The 18,474-nt window shown below is 47.0% G+C and carries 20 protein-coding genes; 19 read left to right on the top strand and 1 reads right to left on the bottom strand.

What is annotated here, in order from left to right; translation table 11 throughout:
• Nucleotides 1-107 precede the first annotated feature (107 nt).
• Nucleotides 108-1,142, top strand: coding sequence for a glycosyl hydrolase family 18 protein (locus R5H20_RS20325; protein WP_006639215.1), 1,035 nt, complete (start codon nucleotides 108-110; stop codon nucleotides 1,140-1,142).
• A 111-nt stretch (nucleotides 1,143-1,253) separates the two neighbouring features.
• Here the strand turns inward: R5H20_RS20325 and R5H20_RS20320 are convergent, their stop codons facing one another.
• Nucleotides 1,254-1,982 (bottom strand): C39 family peptidase, encoded by a 729-nt coding sequence (locus R5H20_RS20320; protein WP_006639214.1) that lies wholly within the window; start codon nucleotides 1,980-1,982, stop codon nucleotides 1,254-1,256.
• Between the two features lie 228 nt (nucleotides 1,983-2,210).
• Here R5H20_RS20320 and R5H20_RS20315 point away from each other — a divergent pair, with 228 nt between their 5' ends.
• The 18 genes from R5H20_RS20315 to R5H20_RS20230 all read left to right on the top strand — a co-directional run bounded on the left by R5H20_RS20315 (nucleotide 2,211) and on the right by R5H20_RS20230 (nucleotide 18,469).
• On the top strand, nucleotides 2,211-3,386 hold the full coding sequence (locus tag R5H20_RS20315; RefSeq protein WP_006639213.1) for an ATP phosphoribosyltransferase regulatory subunit: 1,176 nt from the start codon (nucleotides 2,211-2,213) through the stop codon (nucleotides 3,384-3,386).
• A complete protein-coding gene (hisG, locus tag R5H20_RS20310; protein WP_006639212.1) occupies nucleotides 3,379-4,020 on the top strand; it encodes an ATP phosphoribosyltransferase in 642 nt (213 codons plus the stop codon). Before R5H20_RS20315 ends, hisG begins: the two co-directional genes overlap by 8 nt.
• On the top strand, nucleotides 4,017-5,297 hold the full coding sequence (gene hisD, locus R5H20_RS20305; RefSeq protein WP_006639211.1) for a histidinol dehydrogenase: 1,281 nt from the start codon (nucleotides 4,017-4,019) through the stop codon (nucleotides 5,295-5,297). Before hisG ends, hisD begins: the two co-directional genes overlap by 4 nt.
• Nucleotides 5,297-5,881 carry an imidazoleglycerol-phosphate dehydratase HisB gene (gene hisB, locus R5H20_RS20300; protein ID WP_006639210.1) on the top strand — a complete coding sequence of 195 codons (585 nt, stop codon included), beginning with the start codon at nucleotides 5,297-5,299 and terminating at the stop codon, nucleotides 5,879-5,881. The genes hisD and hisB overlap by 1 nt, the downstream gene beginning before the upstream one ends.
• Nucleotides 5,882-6,520: an imidazole glycerol phosphate synthase subunit HisH gene (gene hisH / locus R5H20_RS20295; RefSeq protein ID WP_006639209.1), complete on the top strand. Its 639-nt coding sequence runs from the start codon at nucleotides 5,882-5,884 to the stop codon at nucleotides 6,518-6,520.
• Nucleotides 6,517-7,254 (top strand): 1-(5-phosphoribosyl)-5-[(5-phosphoribosylamino)methylideneamino]imidazole-4-carboxamide isomerase, encoded by a 738-nt coding sequence (hisA, locus tag R5H20_RS20290; protein ID WP_006639208.1) that lies wholly within the window; start codon nucleotides 6,517-6,519, stop codon nucleotides 7,252-7,254. The genes hisH and hisA overlap by 4 nt, the downstream gene beginning before the upstream one ends.
• Entirely contained in the window at nucleotides 7,251-8,009 is a 759-nt protein-coding gene (gene hisF, locus R5H20_RS20285; RefSeq protein WP_006639207.1) for an imidazole glycerol phosphate synthase subunit HisF, read from the top strand. Before hisA ends, hisF begins: the two co-directional genes overlap by 4 nt.
• The gene (gene hisIE / locus R5H20_RS20280) at nucleotides 8,006-8,635 is read left to right on the top strand and encodes a bifunctional phosphoribosyl-AMP cyclohydrolase/phosphoribosyl-ATP diphosphatase HisIE (protein WP_006639206.1); all 630 of its coding nucleotides are present in this window, start codon (nucleotides 8,006-8,008) and stop codon (nucleotides 8,633-8,635) included. Before hisF ends, hisIE begins: the two co-directional genes overlap by 4 nt.
• Nucleotides 8,636-8,928: 293 nt before the next feature.
• Nucleotides 8,929-10,389, top strand: a complete 1,461-nt coding sequence (locus tag R5H20_RS20275) for a tetratricopeptide repeat protein (RefSeq protein WP_006639205.1) — start codon at nucleotides 8,929-8,931, stop codon at nucleotides 10,387-10,389.
• Between the two features lie 167 nt (nucleotides 10,390-10,556).
• The gene (gene trxB, locus R5H20_RS20270) at nucleotides 10,557-11,507 is read left to right on the top strand and encodes a thioredoxin-disulfide reductase (RefSeq protein WP_006639204.1); all 951 of its coding nucleotides are present in this window, start codon (nucleotides 10,557-10,559) and stop codon (nucleotides 11,505-11,507) included.
• A 413-nt stretch (nucleotides 11,508-11,920) separates the two neighbouring features.
• Nucleotides 11,921-12,394 (top strand): 8-oxo-dGTP diphosphatase, encoded by a 474-nt coding sequence (locus R5H20_RS20265; RefSeq protein ID WP_087962538.1) that lies wholly within the window; start codon nucleotides 11,921-11,923, stop codon nucleotides 12,392-12,394.
• Between the two features lie 19 nt (nucleotides 12,395-12,413).
• Nucleotides 12,414-13,304 carry an RNase adapter RapZ gene (rapZ, locus tag R5H20_RS20260; protein ID WP_006639202.1) on the top strand — a complete coding sequence of 297 codons (891 nt, stop codon included), beginning with the start codon at nucleotides 12,414-12,416 and terminating at the stop codon, nucleotides 13,302-13,304.
• A 1-nt stretch (nucleotide 13,305) separates the two neighbouring features.
• A complete protein-coding gene (locus tag R5H20_RS20255) occupies nucleotides 13,306-14,259 on the top strand; it encodes a gluconeogenesis factor YvcK family protein (RefSeq protein WP_006639201.1) in 954 nt (317 codons plus the stop codon).
• A gap of 28 nt (nucleotides 14,260-14,287) precedes the next feature.
• Entirely contained in the window at nucleotides 14,288-15,238 is a 951-nt protein-coding gene (gene whiA / locus R5H20_RS20250) for a DNA-binding protein WhiA (RefSeq protein WP_006639200.1), read from the top strand.
• Nucleotides 15,239-15,261: 23 nt separating this feature from the next.
• On the top strand, nucleotides 15,262-15,519 hold the full coding sequence (locus R5H20_RS20245) for an HPr family phosphocarrier protein (protein WP_006639199.1): 258 nt from the start codon (nucleotides 15,262-15,264) through the stop codon (nucleotides 15,517-15,519).
• A gap of 46 nt (nucleotides 15,520-15,565) precedes the next feature.
• Nucleotides 15,566-16,330 (top strand): arylamine N-acetyltransferase, encoded by a 765-nt coding sequence (locus R5H20_RS20240; protein ID WP_254726418.1) that lies wholly within the window; start codon nucleotides 15,566-15,568, stop codon nucleotides 16,328-16,330.
• A gap of 359 nt (nucleotides 16,331-16,689) precedes the next feature.
• Nucleotides 16,690-17,394, top strand: coding sequence for a response regulator transcription factor (locus R5H20_RS20235; protein WP_006639197.1), 705 nt, complete (start codon nucleotides 16,690-16,692; stop codon nucleotides 17,392-17,394).
• A gap of 1 nt (nucleotide 17,395) precedes the next feature.
• Complete coding sequence (locus R5H20_RS20230) at nucleotides 17,396-18,469, top strand: sensor histidine kinase (RefSeq protein WP_006639196.1); 1,074 nt, start codon at nucleotides 17,396-17,398, stop codon at nucleotides 18,467-18,469.
• Nucleotides 18,470-18,474: the final 5 nt, after the last annotated feature.

The raw sequence follows: 18,474 nt of genomic DNA, 5'->3' as shown, positions 1-18,474 counted from the left end.
TTTTCGAACAGGATAAAAGAATCGATAGAAAAAATTGCTAGTCATTTCACAATTTTTTCATTTGCTTTCATGTTAAAATTGGAAAAAATGAAAAGGGGAATATGACGATGAAAAAGAAATTGTGGGTATGCATGGCGCTTTCGGCTATTATTGTATTCTTTACATATGCGAAAGCAGATGCAGCTGAAAAGATGGTTCTCGGCTATACGACGTGGGATGCCGCTTCAGATCAATCGCTTGCGGCGCATCATGAATATATCAATTCCATCGCCACCGATACATTTGCCTTTAATGAAAACGGAAATATCATCGGCGACAGCCCTGACAACCAGCTGGCGCTCGCTAAAAAATACAATATCAAGACATGGGCCGTGATCTCGAATTACAGCGAAGCGATTCAAGATTTTGACGGCGATCTCGCGTCAAAAGTCATGAAAAACGCAACAATCAAAAAACGATTCGCCAGTCAGCTTGTAAAGCTGGCAAAAGAGCATGGCTATCATGGCGTCAATATCGATTTTGAAGCGGTTTTTCCGAATGAGCGGGCGGATTATTCAAGCTTCATCCAATATGTTGCAGACACTTTGAAGAAAGAGCAGATCCAAACGATGGTTTCTGTACCTGCCAAAAGTGCGGATGATCAGGAGGATGAATGGAGCTGGCCTTACGATTATGCAAAGATTGGACGGGCCGCCGACTATGTGCAAGTCATGACATATGACGAGCATGGCAGCTGGAGCGAGCCTGGTTCTGTAGCAAGTATGGGCTGGATCACAAGCTCTCTTGATTTTGCGGTTCAGGAAATAAGGGCCGATAAAGTGGTCATGGGTATTCCTGCATACGGGTATGATTGGGATGAAACAAATCAAGAAAACAATACGATGAAGCAGTGGAATGAGATTCAGTCGCTCATAAAAGAGACGGGGGCCAGACCCGTATATGATAAACAGACAGCTTCAATGACGTTTTCATATGTCGATCAGAAGGGGCATCAGCATGTTGTCTGGTATGAAAATGAAGACACCGTGGAAATGAAAAGCCGCCTTTCAGTCGAATATCAAATTGCAGGGGTTTCTGTCTATGCACTAGGCCATGAATCCGAGTCTTTTTGGCAGGCTGTTCAAAAAGGAACAAAATCGTAACGGAAACGCAGGCCTGCCGGCCAAACTCCTTTAAAGGAGCTTGGCCGGCGGTTTTTTTATTTATACGCATAAAGAAAGAGGCTGGTGATGAGTCCGGCCTCATTTTCTTTTTTAGGAAGCAATCACAATCGCTTGATTCCCCATTTGCTCCCATGACTGTTCGAAATTGTCTTTGTCGGTTTTTCTGTTTTTATAACCGTATGGATCGTTTACATACACGTGGTTCTGATCATAGCCTGTGACCACCACGCTGTGGACGCTGTATGTCACATCAACTTTGCCTGAGGGCGTTTCCCATGTTTCCATATCATTCACCGGGGTGAATTTTACGGTGGTAATCACCCAGACCGGCCTCCCGCGATTTAATTGCTCGTAGATGGCTTCAGGTTTGCTTCCCGTTAAGTCGATGACTTTATTTCCGGCATATGATTGGGCCAGCTCATAAACCGGTCCGTGGTAGACGCTGAGGCCGGGGCCGTTTTCCATATCGCCGACAAAGCCGTCGTTAGGGTTTCCTTTTAAGCCGTTTTTATAATGTAAAGGAACTTTTTGGACGTTTTTGGCAAGCTCATTTTTTGTCACATCATGGCCGCTGTAATTTAAAATCATCGCCAAGCTGGCTACTTCGCAGCCATTAAAAAGCTTGGGCGGGTCCATTTGCTTAATCAAAGGGACGTCGAGCGGCTTGATTTCATCCTTTATGTTTTGGCTGCCCAAAATCTGACCGCTTTTTAGCATGTCGGTTAACGGGCTGAATGCATCTTTGGAAAACAATATGAAAATGGCGAATATAACAGCTGCTAAGAAGAAAGTAAGGAAAAGTGTTTTGAAAAATTTCATATGAGTCTCCTGTTCCCGTTCATGATCTATATGAATAAATGAATTGCGTTCTTGATTAATTATATCATCAAGTGGTTCTTTAGATAAGTTATCATTTTACAGACCGTGGGCTGTCCGAATTTTCCGGCTGTTATTGATTTTGATTCTTTTATCTGTTAGCATATTATCATATTAGCGAACTAAAGGATTCGGAATTTTCCTTCTAACGTATATGGGGGTGCAAGTCAGATGTTTATGTTCGAAAAACCGCACGGCATGAGAGATACACTGCCGGGGCTCTATGAAACGAAGAAAAGGGTGCGCTCTTCATTGACAGAGGTCATGGGTCTGTGGGGATATGAATTCATGGAGACGCCGACGCTGGAGTTCTATGAGACGGTCGGCGTACAGTCGGCCATTTTGGAGCAGCAGCTTTTTAAGCTGCTTGATCAGGAAGGAAAGACCCTTGTGTTAAGGCCTGATATGACGGGGCCGATCGCAAGGGTGGCGGCTTCAAAGCTTCTTAAAGAGCATCATCCGATTCGTGTCGGATATGCGGCGAATGTATTCAGAGCGCAGGAACGGGAAGGCGGCCGACCCGCAGAATTTGAACAAGTCGGAGTCGAATTAATCGGGGATGGTTCGACAAGCGCTGATGCCGAGGTGATTGCGCTTGTGGTATGCTCGCTCAAAAAGGCGGGGCTTACATCTTTCAAAATTTCGATCGGCCATATCGGAATCGCAGACGCTTTATTTATGGAGGTTCTGGGTAATGAAGAAAGAGCCCATGTGCTGCGGCGTTTTTTATATGAAAAAAACTATGTCGGCTACCGCGAGCATGTGAAAGCTTTGAACCTATCATCAATCGATAAAAACCGGCTGCTCGAGCTCCTGGAGCTGAGGGGCGGTATTGAAACATGCGGCGCTGCTAAAGCCATCGTCGATTCTGAAAAAGGAAAGAATGCGATCTCAGAGCTGGAGACGCTTTGGCAGACGCTCGGCGACTATGAATGCGCAGATGATGTAAAGCTCGATTTGAGCATGGTCAGCCATATGAGCTATTATACGGGCATTTTATTTGAGATATACGCTGAAAACGTAGGATTCCCGATCGGAAATGGAGGGCGCTATGACCAGCTTCTCGGCCGATTCGAATCCCCCGCCCCGGCCACGGGTTTCGGGATTCGAATCGACAGGCTGCTTGAAGCGTTGAATCCGGAAGATGAAACGGAAAAAATAGATGTCGTCATTTTCAGCACAGAGCAAAGGGCAGAAGCGATCAAGTTTGCCGGAGAGGAGCGGCGGAAGGGCAAAAAAGTCGTTCTTCAGGATTTAGCGGGGATCGAAAACATTGACCAGATGACAAAGTACTTTCGAAACGTGGCCTACTTTATCGGTTCCAGAAAGGAAGAGCAGCATGGGTAAACAATTGACGATTGCGATGCCGAAAGGACGGATTTTTGATGAAGCTGCCGGTCTGCTTCGGCAAGCCGGCTACCGGCTTCCGGAAGAATTTGAGGATTCAAGAAAGCTGATCATCGATGTGCCTGAAGAAAGCCTTCGCTTTATCCTAGCAAAGCCGATGGATGTCACGACATATGTGGAACATGGCGTGGCAGACGTCGGAATCGCAGGCAAAGACGTCATGCTTGAAGAAGAGCGTGATGTCTACGAGGTCCTTGATTTGAACATCAGCAAATGCCGCCTTGCAGTAGCGGGATTACCGCAGACGGCCGCCGGCGGTGTTGCGCCGAGAGTGGCGACAAAATATCCGAATGTCGCATCAAGCTATTTCAGAGAACAGGGAGAGCAGGTCGAAATCATTAAGCTGAATGGTTCAATTGAGCTTGCTCCGCTCATCGGCCTTGCCGACCGGATCGTCGATATCGTCTCAACAGGACAGACGCTGAAAGAAAACGGCCTTGTCGAAATTGAGAAAATTTGCGACATCACTTCACGGTTTATCGTGAATCCGGTCAGCTACCGGATGAAAGATAGTGTCATTGATGAAATGGCTTCACGGCTTTCACTTATTGTGGAAGGGGAAAAGACAATATGAAGATTAAGTCTATTAGCGGGAATGCCGCTGTTTCGCTAAAAAGGTCGATCAGCTCCGGTACGGAAGAACAAAGAAAAACAGTGCTTGCGATTATTGATGAAGTAAAAAAGAGCGGGGATGCCGCTGTTGCCGCTTTTACAAAGCGGTTTGACGGCGCAGAAGTATCGGCTCCGCACATTTCCGAACAGGAAATCAAAGAAGCGTACGGCATGCTGAAGCAGGATGATATTGAAACATTGAAATCAGCGATTCATAACATTAAAGAATATCATGAACGGCAGCTGTCTTCTTCATGGTTTTACTACAGAAAGGACGGAACGATGCTCGGCCAAAAAATCACGCCGCTTGATTCGGCGGGCGTTTATGTACCTGGAGGGACGGCGGCTTACCCGTCATCCGTTCTGATGAATGTGATTCCGGCTCTTGTCGCAGGCGTCGGGCGAATCGTCATCGCTTCTCCCCCTGGCAAGGATGGCAGGCTGTCTCCCGGGGTGCTTGTAGCGGCGGCGGAGCTCGGTGTAGAAGAAATATACAAAATGGGAGGGGCCCAGGCGATTGCGGCTTTGGCATATGGAACGGAAACGATTGCCCCTGTCGATAAAATCACGGGGCCGGGCAACATTTATGTCGCCTTGGCTAAACGCGAAGTATTCGGCCAGGTTGACATCGATATGATCGCAGGGCCGAGCGAAATCGCCGTTCTCGCAGATCAGACGGCAAATCCGCGGGAAATCGCCGCAGACCTCCTTTCACAGGCCGAGCATGACGCGATGGCATCAAGCGTGCTTGTTACCGATTCCCGAATTCTTGCTGAAGCTGTAAGGAAAGAAGTGGATCAACAGCTTGAGCGCTTGCCGAGAAAAGAGATTGCCCGGCGGTCCATTGAGAATCACGGCTGTATTTATGTAGCGGAAACACTTGCTGATGCTGTCTCCGCAATCAATGAGCTAGCCCCTGAACACCTTGAAATCTTGACGGAACAGCCAGAAGCGCTGCTGGGGAAAATCAAGCATGCCGGCGCGATTTTCCTGGGGCGCTACAGCTCGGAGCCTGTCGGAGATTATTTTGCGGGTCCCAATCATGTGCTGCCGACCAATGGTACAGCCAAATTCTCAAGCCCGCTCGGCGTCAGCGATTTTCAAAAGCGGTCGAGCATTATTTCATACAGCAGGGAAGCGTTTGAAGCAAACGCCGGAAAAATAGCTGCGTTTGCCAGAATGGAAGGGCTTGAAGCCCATGCTAGAGCGATTGAATCCAGAAACCGGGAGGAAGACTGATGAGAAAAGCTGAACGGGCAAGAAAAACGAATGAAACGGATATTAAGCTGTCTTTCCATATTGATGGTGAAGGGGAGGCGGATATTCAAACTGATGTGCCGTTTATGACGCATATGCTTGATTTATTTACAAAGCACGGCCAATTCAACCTTTCCGTCGAGGCTAAAGGCGACGTGGAAATCGATGACCACCATACGACAGAGGACATCGGCATTTGTCTCGGTCAGGCGCTTTTGGAGGCGCTCGGCGACAAAAAAGGCATTAAACGCTACGGAGCAAGCCTGGTGCCGATGGATGAAGCGCTTGCCCAGGTTGCGGTTGATTTGAGCAACAGACCGCATCTTGAATATAGAGCGCAGTTTCCCAGTCAGAAAATCGGAACATTTGATACAGAGCTTGTACACGAATTTTTATGGAAGCTGGCCCTTGAAGCGAGAATGAACCTTCATGTCATCGTCCATTACGGGATGAATACCCATCATATGATTGAAGCGATTTTTAAAGCGTTGGGCCGCGCCCTTGACGAAGCGACGATGATCGATCCACGTGTCAAAGGAATTCCATCAACGAAAGGAATGCTGTAAATGATCGGTGTCATTGATTATGGGATGGGAAACCTGTACAGCGTCTCAAAAGCGCTGGAGCGGATCGGAGCGCCCTATATTGTATCAGAGCAGATGAGTGAGCTGCAGAAAGCGGACAGCTATATCCTTCCGGGAGTGGGCGCTTTCCGTGATGCGATGGAAATTTTAAATAAAACAGGCCTGAAAACCTTTATTCAAGATGCGGTCAGCGAAGGAAAGTTGCTTCTCGGCATTTGCCTCGGTATGCAGCTGTTGTTCGAAGAAAGCGAAGAACAGGGCAGCACGGAAGGTCTCGGCCTTTTGAAAGGAAAAGTGATCAGGCTTGAGGCGCGCGACGCGGCGGGAAATCGTCTGAAGGTGCCTCATATGGGCTGGAACCGCCTCGCGATACACCGGGAATCCCCGCTTTTGACGGGGGCTGATGAAGGGTACGCTTATTTTGTTCATTCCTATTATGTCAGCGGGATAGATGAGGAAGCGCTGCTGGCAAGCGCTGATTACGGCGTGCGCGTACCGGCCGTCGTCGGCCTCGATCATGTATACGGCGCCCAGTTTCACCCTGAAAAAAGCAGCACAGTCGGAATGTCGATGTTACAAAGATTCAAACAGCTGACAGAAGAACAGAAGGTGACAAAATGAGCGGATTTACATTATACCCGGCGATCGATATGAGAAATGGAAAATGTGTGAGGCTTGTACAAGGAGATTACGCTAAAGAAACAATATACGGAGATTCACCGCTTGAAATGGCGTCATTATTTGCTGATGAGGGTGCGGAATGGATTCATCTCGTTGATTTGGACGGCGCAAAAGAAGGAAAAAGAGTCAATCACCGTGATGTAAAAGCGATTGCTGAAAAACTGAATATCAAAGTTCAGGTCGGCGGGGGCATCAGAACCGAAAAAGATGTTGATGAATATTTGTCAAATGGTGTAGAACGAGTGATTTTAGGGAGCTCAGCTGTATCAGATCCGGCTTTTGTCAAAAAAATGCTGAAAACATACCGGCGCCATATTGCGATCGGGCTTGATGCAAGAAACGGTTTCGTTTCAACGGAAGGCTGGCTGGAAACGTCGGAAGTGAAAGCGGTAGAACTTGGCAGAGAGCTTGCGGAGGAAGGCGCTGACGTTTTTATTTTTACAGATATTGCGACAGACGGAATGCTGTCCGGACCGAACATTGACAGTACGGTTGAGCTGGCCAAAGCGACCGGAAAACAGGTGATTGCCTCAGGCGGTGTCAGCTCTTTGGCAGATCTTGAAGCCCTGGCGGCCCGGCGCTCGGAAGGAGTCGGCGGCGCAATTGTCGGAAAAGCTCTTTATACGAATCAATTCACCGTCTCTAAAGCGCTTGAAAGGGTGGGGACAACGTGATTACGAAACGCATTATACCGTGTCTGGATGTGAAGGACGGACGCGTCGTCAAAGGAATACAGTTTCTTGAGCTGAAGGACGCCGGCGATCCGGTTGAACTTGCCGAAGTGTACGACAAAGAAGGAGCCGACGAGCTCGTCTTTCTCGATATCTCCGCTTCCCATGAAGGGAGAAAAACGATGGTTGACGTTGTGGAAAGAGTGGCGGCGAAGCTCGCGATCCCTTTCACCGTCGGCGGAGGCATCAATCATCTGGAAGATATGAAAACGATTTTGCGGGCCGGAGCTGATAAAGTCTCCGTCAATACAGCAGCCGTTCTGCGCCCTGAGCTGATTGCGGAAGGCGCGGCCTTCTTCGGCTCCCAATGCATCGTTGTCGCGATTGACGCCAAATATGATCAGGATGAAGGCAAATATGTTGTGTACACACACGGCGGCCGGAAAAAGACGGATCTGGAGGTTGTCTCATGGGCGAAGGAAGCCGTTCAGCGGGGAGCCGGAGAGATTTTGCTGACAAGCATGGATTCCGACGGCGAAAAAAACGGGTTTGATCACAGGCTGACAAAGCTCGTGTCAGAAGCCGTCCCGGTTCCCGTCATTGCCTCGGGCGGCGCGGGAAATGCCGCACATATGCAAGCCGTGTTTGAAGAAGGCGAAGCTGATGCAGCACTCGCCGCTTCCATCTTTCACTATAAAGAAACATCGGTCAAAGAGGTCAAAGCTTATTTAAAAGAGCGCGGGGTGAATATCAGATGATAAAAGCAGATGAATTGACATTTAATGAAGCCGGTTTAATCCCGGCGATCGTCCAGGACGCAGCAAGCAAAGAGGTCCTGACATTGGCTTATATGAACAAGGAATCGTTTGAAAAAACGGTGGAAACAAAAGAAACGTGGTTTTTCAGCCGCTCCCGCGGAGAGCTGTGGCATAAAGGAGCGACATCAGGAAATGTTCAGCATGTGACAGACATCCGCCTTGATTGCGACAGTGATGCCCTGGTCGTCCTTGTTGAACCCAAAGGCCCCGCTTGCCATAAAGGAAGCTACAGCTGTTTCTCATCCGTGGAGAACAAAAAAGCGTCAGGCAGCGATCGGTTTGCCATTATCAATGAGCTTGAGACCGTCATCGCCAAACGGCAGGCAGAAATGCCTGAAGGGGCTTATACAACGTATTTGTTTCAAGAAGGCCTTGATAAAATATTAAAGAAAGTCGGCGAAGAAGCCGCCGAGGTGATCATCGCTTCGAAAAACCGCGATCATGAAGAATTGAAATGGGAAGCGGCTGACCTTATCTATCATCTGCTCGTGCTGTTAAGGGAACAGGCCCTTCCGCTTGATGATGTGTTGAACGTGCTGGAAAAACGCCATGAAGGATCAAGCTGACACAGACCAAAAAATCCAGGCCGTAAAGGTTTGGATTTTTTTGATTGAAAATCAAGGTGTTCTGCCGATATAAATCATCCATCAGAAAGGGAGTGATTCGATGTCAGGCCGCATGCCGTCAAAGCTTTCTGATGAGGCAGCGAACAGCATGGAAAAAACGATTTTAGTTTCATAATCCGCCGCCAAAAGTGGAAAATGCAGAGAATTCTCTCGGAACTTGTTTTTGATCTGTTAAGCGTGCCGGAAACTATGTTATACTACTCACGGTATACAGTTTGAAATGGAGGGTATCTGTGGGAAAGTACACTTCTGAAGATCATAAAAAGGCAAGAATTGTCGAGCTCTTTCAAGATGGACAGTATTTTTACCATAAAGGGCTCAAAGCATACAGAGAGCGAAATTTATCCCGCGCGAGCAAGCTCATTCAGAGAGCGATTTTTCTTGAACCGGAAAATACGGGCATGCTGTCACAGCTTGCCGTCATTTATACAGAGATGGGCTACTATCAGCAATCAAACGAACTATTGGACTTTATTTTAAAAAATATAAATGAAAAAATGACTGAATGCTATTATTTCAAAGCGAACAATTATGCACATCTTGGACTTTTCCAGGAAGCCTATAAGGCGGCGGAAACCTATTTAAAGGAAGATCCGAACGGCGAGTTCAGCGCGGAAAATGCGGAGCTCCTTGATTTATTGGATATGGGTGAAGAAGATTCAGGCTACTCGGAGTATGATCAGGACGATTTAATCCTGAAACAGGACCGGGCGAAATCGCTTTTGGAAAATGGACAGCTGCAGGAGTCGATCAGCATCCTTGAGGAGGTCATCGCCGATTATCCCGAGTTTTGGTCAGCCTATAATAATCTGGCGCTCGCTTATTTTTACACCGGTGATGTTCAGAAAGCGAAGACGACGATTTTCACCGTTTTGGAAAAAAGCCATGGGAACCTCCATGCGCTTTGCAATCTTCTTATTTTTTACCATTATGAAAGAAAAGATGAAAAGGTCAAATCGCTTTCTGATCAGCTGTCAAATATTTATCCAATGCTGATCGAGCAAAGATATAAGCTTGGGGCGACACTATCGCTTGTCGGCAGGTACGACCTCGGGTTTAAATGGCTGAAATCCCTTTACCGCATGGGTTTTGAAGGTGATGAAACTTTTTACTACTGGCTTGCCTGCTCCGCATATTTTACCGGGCGCACTCAGTTCGCCCGGAATGTGTGGAAAAAAATGCAGGAGGAGCATCCTTCAGACGGCCGGATAGAGCCGTGGAAAGAACGGATGGAAAAAAGCCCTGTTCAGCGCCCGGTTGAGGAGCGCCTTGCCGCATATTTTCTCAGCGGAAGAAAAGGGGAAAAAGAACAGCTGAAGGCAGTCCTTGATTCTCGAATCGCCAAAACGTCGTTTGAAGAGCAGTTTGTCAGGCTCGTTCTATACGGTGAAAGCGGAACGGCCGTCACTTCAAAAGACGCTCTTCTCGCTTACAGAACCGCGAAGGCGATCGAAGAAGCGGATCGTTCTGCGGTCGAGCAGGAGGCGATGTGTTTTTGGATCTTTCACGTTATTCAGCAGATCAGGGCTTTCGGGCTTCAGCTGAAAAACGCCGGCGGTTTGGCCGCGGCGATCTATTTCATCTGGAAAACAGAGCATCAGGAGCTCTTAACCAAAGCGGAAACGGCAAAGCTTTTCGGGATTTCGCCAGGAACGCTTTCAAAATACGAACGTACATTAAAAGAACATCTGTAAAAACAGGATGAACCAATGTTCAGCCTGTTTTCATTTTTGAGCAAAAAAATAGCGCTTATTCATGATATTTTATAGGATATGGGTAAGGAAGAAACAAGAAGGGAATCTTATAGAAATGGACTGCTTGCCAGCAAAAGCAGCAGAAGATTCATGAAGGAGTGAACATTGTGTCAGAAGAAAAAATTTATGACTGCATTATTATAGGGGCGGGTCCTGCGGGGATGACGGCGGCCGTTTATACCTCAAGAGCGAACCTGTCAACCTTGATGGTTGAAAGAGGAGTGCCGGGCGGACAGATGGCCAATACGGAAGATGTTGAAAACTATCCGGGATTTGAAAGCATTCTGGGGCCTGAACTTTCAAATAAAATGTTTGAGCATGCGAAAAAGTTCGGTGCGGAGTATGCATACGGAGATATTAAAGAAATCGTCGACGGCGAAGAATACAAAATTGTCAAAGCCGGATCAAAAGAGTTTAAAGGACGCGCCGTGATCATTGCGGCCGGCGCCGAATACAAGAAGCTCGGCGTTCAAGGCGAAAAAGAGCTCGGCGGACGCGGCGTCTCCTATTGTGCAGTATGCGACGGCGCTTTCTTTAAAAACAAAGAGCTCGTCGTTGTCGGCGGCGGAGATTCCGCCGTTGAAGAAGGCGTCTACTTAACCCGTTTCGCTTCAAAAGTAACGATTGTTCACCGCCGCGACAAATTAAGAGCGCAAAGCATCCTTCAGGCGCGCGCGTTTGACAATGAAAAGGTCGATTTCCTTTGGAACAAAACGGTCAAGGAAATCCATGAACAGGATGGAAAAGTCGGCAAAGTGACGCTTGTTGATACCGTCACAGGCGAGGAAGAAGAATTCCGTACGGATGGCGTCTTTATTTACATCGGCATGCTGCCGCTGTCAGAGCCGTTTAAAAATCTCGGCATCACTAATGACGAGGGCTATATTGTAACGAATGAGCAGATGGAAACAAAAGTAGCGGGAATTTTTGCGGCAGGTGACATTCGTGAAAAATCCCTCCGCCAGATTGTAACCGCAACAGGCGACGGAAGCATCGCCGCGCAGAGTGTACAGCATTATGTTGAAGAGCTCGCTGAAAAAGAAAAGGCTGTAAAATAAACGAAAGTTAATCGTCATCTTGATTTAACCGCCTTGTAACACCAGTGAAACAATTATTCGTTATGATGGAGACAGTAATTGACCCCCTTTTATAATGAATTTTTTGGCACGGATTTTCTTGATCCGTGTCCTTTTTTTGTACGGCTTAAGATCTATTTTTACATATTTTCACAATTTATTCATATTTACAACATGAATATGATGATTTTGCTGTAAAATAGAAGAAAGAAAGTTTTTCGCAAGCGCTTCCATTCGTTTGTTTATCTATGTTTGACCTGCCTGCGCCGCTTTCTTTCATATGAAGCGGGGGGCAGCCCCGAAAAGACGTTTTCCCGGGTTGGACTGCATGTTCATTGTGGGCGGCATCAGGAAACGGTATAATAATAAAAAGAATTGATGGAATTAAAGGATGGGTGACAGACTTGCAAAGAGTGACGAATTGTGTGCTGACTTCAGATGATAAAGTCCTTTTGCTGAAAAAGCCGCGCCGGGGCTGGTGGGTAGCTCCGGGTGGAAAAATGGAAAGCGGGGAAACGGTAAGGGATGCTGTCATCAGGGAATTTCGCGAAGAGACAGGCATCTATGTGCTTAACCCGAAATTAAAAGGAATATTCACCTTTATCATAAAGGAAAATGATCAGGTTGTTTCAGAATGGATGATGTTCACGTTCGTCGCCGATCATTATACAGGCAGTCATGTTGAGGAGTCTGAAGAAGGCATCATCAGGTGGCATCAGGCTGAAGACATGGAGAATTTGCCGATGGCGCCGGGTGATGTTCATATCCTGGATTTTATGCTGAAAGGCAGCGGATTGCTTCACGGCACCTTTACGTATACGCCGGACTTTGAACTCTTGTCCTACCGTCTCGATCCGCAAAGCGAATAAATATAAGGGGGGAAGAATCATGAGTTCGAATGGAAGCCAGGAAATTCAGCTTGTGATTATAACCGGAATGTCAGGAGCAGGAAAAACGGTTGCGATTCAAAGCTTTGAAGATCTCGGTTTTTTCTGCGTCGATAATCTGCCGCCGTCTCTGCTTCCGAAATTTTTGGAGCTGATGAAGGAATCAAGTTCAAAAATGAGCAAGGTAGCCCTTGTCATGGACTTGCGCGGACGGGAATTTTTCGACAGCCTTGTTGAGGCTCTTGATGAAATTGGGGAAACATCATGGATTACACCGCGTATTTTGTTTTTAGATGCAAAGGATTCGGTCCTTGTTTCACGGTATAAAGAGACAAGGCGTTCACACCCTCTTGCCACGACAGGGCTGCCGCTTGAGGGAATTGAAACCGAACGCGAGCTTTTGGAAGAACTGAAAGGCCGTTCACAGATCATTTATGACACATCTGATATGAAGCCGAAGGATCTTCGGGAAAAAATCGTCCAGCATTTTGCGGCGGATAGCGGCCATCATACTTTCACGGTCAATGTCATGTCGTTTGGATTTAAATACGGGATTCCGATTGATGCCGATCTTGTCTTCGATGTGAGATTTCTTCCGAATCCATACTATATCGACAGCATGAGGCCGCTGACCGGAAAGGATCAGGAGGTATCCTCCTATGTGATGAAATGGAGCGAAACGCAGAAGTTCCTGGAGAAGCTCACCGAACTTCTCGGCTTTATGCTTCCTTCTTACAAACGCGAAGGAAAAAGCCAGCTCGTGATTGCAATTGGATGCACGGGGGGACAGCATCGTTCGGTCACCCTTGCGGAGTACCTTGCCGATTACTTTAAGAAAGACTACTACACTCATGTCACTCACCGGGACATTGAGAAGAAAAGCAGAAAATAGGATGGCAGATCAGAAAAAAATCGCAATCTTTGGCGGGGGGACAGGTCTTTCCGTTTTGCTGAGGGGATTGAAGCATCAGCCTGTGGACATTACGGCTATTGTGACGGTTGCCGATGACGGGGGAAGCTCGGGAAGATTAAGAAATGAGCTGAAAATACCTCCGCCCGGTGATGTCCGGAACGTGCTGGCCGCGCTCTCTGATGTGGAGCCGCTCGTCGAAAACCTGTTTCAGCACCGCTTTAACAAAGGCGGCGATTTAATTGGCCATTCGCTGGGGAACTTAATTTTGGCGGCGATGACGAATATAACCGGTGACTTCTTTCACGCCATAACCGAAATGAGCAAGGTATTAAATGTTCGCGGAAAAGTTCTCCCAGCCGCAAATACAAGCGTTATCCTCCATGCGGAAATGGAAGACGGTCGGATTATATCCGGAGAGTCGGTGATTCCTTCCTATGGAAAGCGGATTAAACGGGTGTTTTTAACCCCGGAAAAAATCGAGCCGGTCCCGGAAACGATCGAAGTGATCCGGGAGGCAGATCTGATTATTCTCGGACCGGGCAGTCTTTATACGAGCATTTTGCCAAACCTGCTCGTCCCGAAGATCGGAGAAGAAATTTTAAAGGCATCAGCCAAAAAGGTCTACATTTGCAATGTGATGACCCAGCCGGGAGAAACTTTATACTACAGTGCCGCTGATCATGTAAATGCCTTGAATCAGCATATGGGCGGGCCTTTTATCGATACGATCCTTGTCAACAGTGAGGAAATTCCGGAGGATATCCGGGAAAGATATGCAAAAGAATCGGCCCAGCCAGTTCAGTTCAACATTGATGTACTCACTGCCATGGGGCTTGAAGTCATCAAAGATCAGATTGTGACGTATGAGAATGGCGTGATCCGCCATGATACACATAAAGTCGCTTCGCTTCTTGTTGATTTGTTAAAAGAATAGCAGGCCTTGGAATGGGGGTGTCTATAAAATGTCATTTGCATCGGAAACGAAAAAAGAACTCACAAACCTGGAGGTAAAGGATTGCTGCGCCAAAGCGGAACTCTCCGCCCTCATTCGGATGAATGGTTCACTGTCTTTTTCAAACAGAAAGGTGGTTCTCGATGTCCAAACCGAGAACGCGGCCATCGCAAGAAGAATATATACATTGCTCAAAAAACAATATGAGGTATCAGTCGAACTGCTGGTTCGGAAAAAGATGAGACTGAAAAAAAATAACGTCTACATCGTCCGTCTGATCGAAAATGCAAAATCCATTCTTGAAGATTTAAAAATTCTCGGCGAAAACTTTGTCATCGCGAGAAACATATCAGAGGAGCTTGTCAAGAAAAGGTGCTGCAAGCGGTCTTATATGAGAGGGGCTTTTTTAGCCGGAGGTTCTGTCAACAATCCTGAGACGTCTTCGTACCATCTTGAAATTTTCTCGATGTATAAAGAGCATAATGATTCATTATGCAGGCTGATGAACCAGTTTCATTTAAACAGCAAAACGCTGGAGCGAAAAAAGGGGTATATCACGTATCTGAAGGAAGCCGAGAAAATTACCGAATTTTTAAATGTGATCGGCGCTCATAACTCGCTGCTCCGTTTTGAAGATGTCCGGATCGTCCGCGACATGAGAAATTCGGTGAACCGTCTCGTCAATTGCGAAACGGCGAATTTAAACAAAACGATCGGCGCTTCCCTCAGACAGGTGGAAAACATTAAACTGATCGATGAGAAAATCGGTCTTGACGCTTTACCCGAAAAGCTGAGGGAAATCGCCCAGCTCCGCATTGATTATCAGGAAGTGACTTTAAAGGAGCTCGGGGAAATGGTCGCCAGCGGAAAAATCAGCAAATCGGGCATTAACCACCGTCTTCGAAAATTGGACGAAATTGCGGAACAGCTGCGTTTAGGACAGTCTGTCTCTTTAAAATAATTGCAGGGAACGGGGGAGATTACATGGTTCAACAAAAAGTGGAGATCCGTTTGAAAACAGGACTTCAAGCGCGTCCTGCGGCATTGTTTGTTCAGGAAGCCAACCGCTTTCAATCTGACATTTTTCTTGAAAAGGGAGATAAGAAAGTAAATGCCAAAAGCATTATGGGCCTGATGAGCCTGGCCGTCAGCTCCGGATCTGAGGTCACGCTTATCGCTGATGGAGCCGATGAACAAGATGCCCTTGAAGTATTGACTGCTTATGTCCAGGAAAAAAGCTAAACCCCTGGGGGGTTTGGCTTTTTATTTTCAATGTGAAAGGAGATTCATGATGACGAAGGCTCTGCTCGATTCTTTTTATAAAAGGATTGGATACCGGTCCGATAAAGGCGTCACATTCGCCGACTTGCCAAAAATTTTATCTCTGACAGCCTTGCAGTTTCCGTTCGAAAATGAGGCTGTTTTAAAAAATGAACGGATTCCGATGACAAAGCAAAGCCTGACAGAAGCCTTGCTGAACAATAAACGGGGCGGGATATGCTATGATTTGAACGCCTTTCTCTATTATGTGCTGAAAGAAATCGGTTTTTCCGTTCAGATGGTTCAGGGAACCGTCTTTCATCAAAAAGAAGGGGCCTGGGCGCAGACGGGAACGCATGTCTCCGTCATTCTTCAGGAAGAGAGCGAAATGTATCTGCTGGATACCGGGTTTGGTGCAAATCTTCCGCTGGCGCCCGTTCCGTTTTCAGGAGAGCCCGTTACGTCAAAAACGGGGATATACCGCGTCAGAAAAGCCAAAACAGATAAAGGCGACTACCTGCTTGAAATGGATAAAGGGGAAGGATGGCAGATCGGCTATGCGTTTACATTGAAACCAATCGATGAAAAGGTGCTGGCTGATATCCGTGATGCAATCTTCGATGAAGAGGAATCGCCGTTTAATAAAAACCCGCTTGCCTCAAAGCTGACAAAAGACGGGAAATTGATTTTATCGAAGGATCATTTCACAAAGGAGACGAATGGAGATCTCACAAAAGAAGCCATTACTTTAGAGGAATTCTCCAAAATATTTAAAAGTGTGTTCTTTGATTGAAAAACGGGCTGTCTGTTCCAATTCCAAGCCGGCGGTTGAAAGCTGGCTGCCGCTTCTCACCCGCCGCCGCTGCCTTGGAACAAATGGCTGAAGTGAGCCTGACATGATGGAAGGTTCATTTCAGAACAGTGATCTGTCTGTTTCCCAGCTTCGTTCTTATACCGGGTGTATAGTTGATATCTTCGACCATCCCGCTAATCTCCTCGCAATCAAGATTTGGCAGCGGAGCCCTGCTGCGAGGCTTTCCTCTTCTGCCTGATCGAGCTGCGTTTCATCATTTTCCATATATCGTCTATAATAATATTGAATCACTGCCAAAATCATCATATTTTGATATTTTTCCATAAAGGGTGACAAACATGTATAAGATATTTATTGCCGAGGATGACGAACGGATCGCCTCCATATTGAGCAGTCATTTGCATAAATACGGCTATGAAGTCAGCATGGCTGAGGCGTTTGACCGGATTAAACAGGAGTTTCTCGAAAAAAACGCCGATTTGGTTCTATTGGATATTAATCTCCCATATTTTGACGGCTTTTATTGGTGCAGACAAATCCGCGCCGTTTCAAATGTGCCGATCATTTTCATTTCAGCCAGGACGGATGAATTGAATCAGGTAATGGCAATTGAACACGGCGGTGATGATTATATTACAAAGCCGTTTCATCTTGAGGTCGTTCTCGCCAAAATCAAAAGCGTTCTGCGCCGTACATATGGCGAATACTCATCAGCCTTGCACCAAGAGACGCAGGTGGTGGAGCTCGGCGGTCTGTACATATATCCTGATAAATTTGAAGCGGAATGGGACAACAAGCGGATTTCTCTTTCGCAAAAAGAATTTCAGCTTTTATCCATCTTTGCGAAGGAGCATGATCGAATCGTCACAAGGGACGAGCTGCTTGAAGCGTTATGGGATGAGATCGAGTTTGTCGATGACAATACACTGACCGTTAATGTGAATCGTTTGCGAAAAAAGCTTGGCGAATTGGGGATTGAAAATGCCATCGCCACTGTTCGCGGACAGGGATATCGATTTTGCGTGAATTGGAAGGATGAATAGGATGGTAAAGACATATTTGCGGGATCGGGCCTGGCTGATGATCTTTTCGTTCTTGGGCACGGGCTTTGTGGTTGCGGCCGCATGGCTCGGCGTGTTTGAGAACGAAGGAGGCGTTTCAGGGGATAATATCTTGTATGTGTTTATATTGATGGCCGCTTTTCTGGTGGCAGGTTTTGCAATCGATTACGGCAGGCAGCGTTCCTTCCTTCTTCAATTAAAAAGGCATCAGCTTGACGTCTCATCCATGCAGACGGGTGAAGCGCTCAAAGCCTATCAGCCGCAAACGGGGGAACAGCGGATCTGGACTGCGCTTATTTCTGAAATCAACAAAGAATACCGGGAAAGGCTTGCCCGTTTTTCAAGACAGCGTAAGCAGCATGTCGATTTTACCAATCAGTGGATCCATCATATGAAAACGCCTGTTTCCGTCATTTCGCTTCTCATCCAGGAAGGAAAAAAACAGTCTGATATCACGTCTCTCCGTACTGTGCTGGGTGAAATTGAAGAGGAAAATGAACGGTTTCGCCGCGGGTTGGACATGATGCTTCATATGGCACGACTCGATCATTTTGCAATTGATCTGAAGCCTGAGAAAATAGACGTCATCCGCTTGCTTAGAGAGATCATTAATGAGGAGAAGCGGCAGTTTATCAAACGCCGTCTCTTTCCAAAGCTGCAGACAGCGGACGATTCGGTGATCATATACAGCGACAAAAAGTGGCTGACCGTCGTTTTTCAGCAGATCATCTACAATGCGTTGAAATACTCGCCCCAAAACAAGGGGGAAGAGATTGTATTTGCGGTTGAAAAAAAGGGGGATCAGACGGCTGTTTCGATCATTGACCGGGGCATTGGGATCCCCGCGCATGATCTGCCGCGGATTTTCAACCCTTTTTTCACCGGAGAAAACGGACGGACACAAAAAGAAGCGACAGGAATGGGACTCTATTTGTCAAAAGAAATCTGCGGCCATTTGGGGCATGAGCTGAGCGCTCTTTCAGAGCCGGGAAAAGGAACAGCCGTGACGGTCGCTTTTTCCAGCAGCACCCTTCATGGCAATGTGACAAAATTGTAAGGTTG

The organism is Bacillus sp. KICET-3, from assembly GCF_033261025.1.
GTDB classification, from domain to species: domain Bacteria; phylum Bacillota; class Bacilli; order Bacillales; family Bacillaceae; genus Bacillus; species Bacillus sonorensis.
Note: the sequence above shows the minus strand (reverse complement) of the source record. Positions and strands in the feature narration are given on the sequence as shown.